The 1,647-nt window shown below is 65.5% G+C and carries 2 protein-coding genes and 1 pseudogene; 2 read left to right on the top strand and 1 reads right to left on the bottom strand.

Annotated elements, in window-relative coordinates; all coding sequences use genetic code 11:
* A pseudogene (locus HC022_RS26075) lies at positions 1-572 on the top strand (polyphosphate kinase 2); the annotation flags it as partial.
* A gap of 25 nt (positions 573-597) precedes the next feature.
* On the opposite strand, the gene HC022_RS26080 reads toward HC022_RS26075, so the two are convergent.
* Positions 598-1,239: a TIGR02453 family protein gene (locus HC022_RS26080; protein WP_167454314.1), complete on the bottom strand. Its 642-nt coding sequence runs from the start codon at positions 1,237-1,239 to the stop codon at positions 598-600.
* A gap of 111 nt (positions 1,240-1,350) precedes the next feature.
* On the opposite strand from HC022_RS26080, the gene HC022_RS26085 reads away from it, so the two are divergent.
* Positions 1,351-1,647, top strand: a 297-nt coding sequence (locus HC022_RS26085; protein ID WP_167454315.1) for a DUF1007 family protein, incomplete at its 3' end; no start/stop codon positions are given.

A 1,647-nucleotide genomic window follows, 5' to 3' on the forward strand; every position in this document is an offset into this window, starting at 1 on the left:
ACTTCCAGCGCTATATCGAGCACCTGCCCACTGCCGGCGAAATCGTGCTCTACGACCGCTCCTGGTACAACCGCGCCGGGGTGGAGCGCGTCATGGGGTTCTGCGCGCCAAACGACTACCTGGAGTTCATGCGCCAGACCCCCGATCTCGAACGGATGCTGGTGCGCTCGGGGCTCAGGCTCTTCAAGTACTGGTTCTCGGTCACGCAGGAGGAGCAGCGCCGCCGCTTCAAGAGCCGCGAGACCGATCCTTTGAAACAGTGGAAGTTGTCGCCCATCGACAAGGCCAGCCTCGACAAGTGGGACGATTACACCGAGGCCAAGGAGGCCATGTTCTTCTACACCGACACCGCGGATTCGCCCTGGATCGTGGTGAAGTCCGACGACAAGAAGCGCGCCCGGCTGAACTGCATGCGCCACTTCCTGACGATGATCGACTACCCGGACAAGGACCGGAAGATCGTCACCCCGCCCGATCCGCTGATCGTTGGCGGCGCGGCGCACGTGATCCATCGCTCGGACCATATCCTCGGCACCGCGCTGCACCCGAGCATCCGCCACGGGACGAGCTGAGCCCGTCCCGCAGGGCGCCTTGCAGTCAGAGGTGGTCGCCGAGCCAGTCCTGCAGCGGCTGCAGCCGCCCGAATGCGGCGGTGAGCCCGACGCCCGGGTCGGCGCTCAGCGCGTCGAACAGGTCGTCGAGCCAGAGCACGCAGCCGCTGCGCTGCAGGAACGCCGCGCGCGGGTGGTCCGGCGGGTAGGGCTCGGGCACCTCGGCGAGATCGGGCGCGTTCATCCGCACCCCGGTCTCGGCCACCAGCGTCTCGAGGCGGGCGCCGGCGGGGCCGTCCACCGCCCGCCGCCAGCGCAGCAGCTGTGCCTCGTCAAAGGCCATGACGCCGCAACCCGCGGTGGCATAGTCCGGCGACAGGCCGAAATACCAGGCGCGCCCGTCGGGCACCGACCACGCGGCGTGCAGGTGGGTGTAATAGGGCGTCTTGTCCTGCGAGAAGCGGACATCGCGATGGGGACGGAAGAGCTTGCTCCGGACCGGCAGGCCATTGGCGGATTCCAGCCACCTCGTCACGCTCAGCAGCAGGCGCTCGGCCGGCCGCTTCACCTCTGAATCGTAGCGCGCCTTCTGGGCACGGAACCATTCCCGGTCGTTGTTGCGTGCAAGTTCTTCCATAAAATTGCGCACTTGTGGCGCGAAGTTGCAAAGTTCCATTTGCGCGGGCATCGCGCATCTCCAATATGACTCAAAACAAAACAGGGGGACGCTAGCACGATCCTGCGCGGGCGTCTCCCCACGGACTTGTCAACGCACGGGCCCCGTGGATAGTTGCGTCTCATGAAACGTCTTCTTGCCTGCTTTCTGTCTCTCTTGCCCGCCGCGCAGGCCTTCGCGCACCCGCATGTCTTCGTCGACACGACGCTGCGGGTGGTGCTCGACGACAACCAGCGCGTGACCGGGATCGAGCTGCACTGGGCCTATGACGAGTTCTTCACCCTCATGCTGCTCGAGGACATGGGCCTCGATCCCGACGGCGACGGCGTGCTGACCGAGGACGAGCTTGCCATCCTGCAGGGCTTCGAGCTCGACAACTGGCCCGAGGATTTCGAGGGTGACATCTATCTCTACGACGAC

Source organism: Salipiger sp. HF18, assembly GCF_011806505.1.
In the GTDB taxonomy this organism is placed as follows: Bacteria; Pseudomonadota; Alphaproteobacteria; order Rhodobacterales; family Rhodobacteraceae; genus Salipiger; species Salipiger thiooxidans.

Excerpts from the sequence above, each read along its gene's own strand:
- HC022_RS26080 (WP_167454314.1), bottom strand. The coding sequence starts at position 1,239 with ATGCCCGCGCAAATGGAACTTTGCAACTTCGCGCCACAAGTGCGCAAT.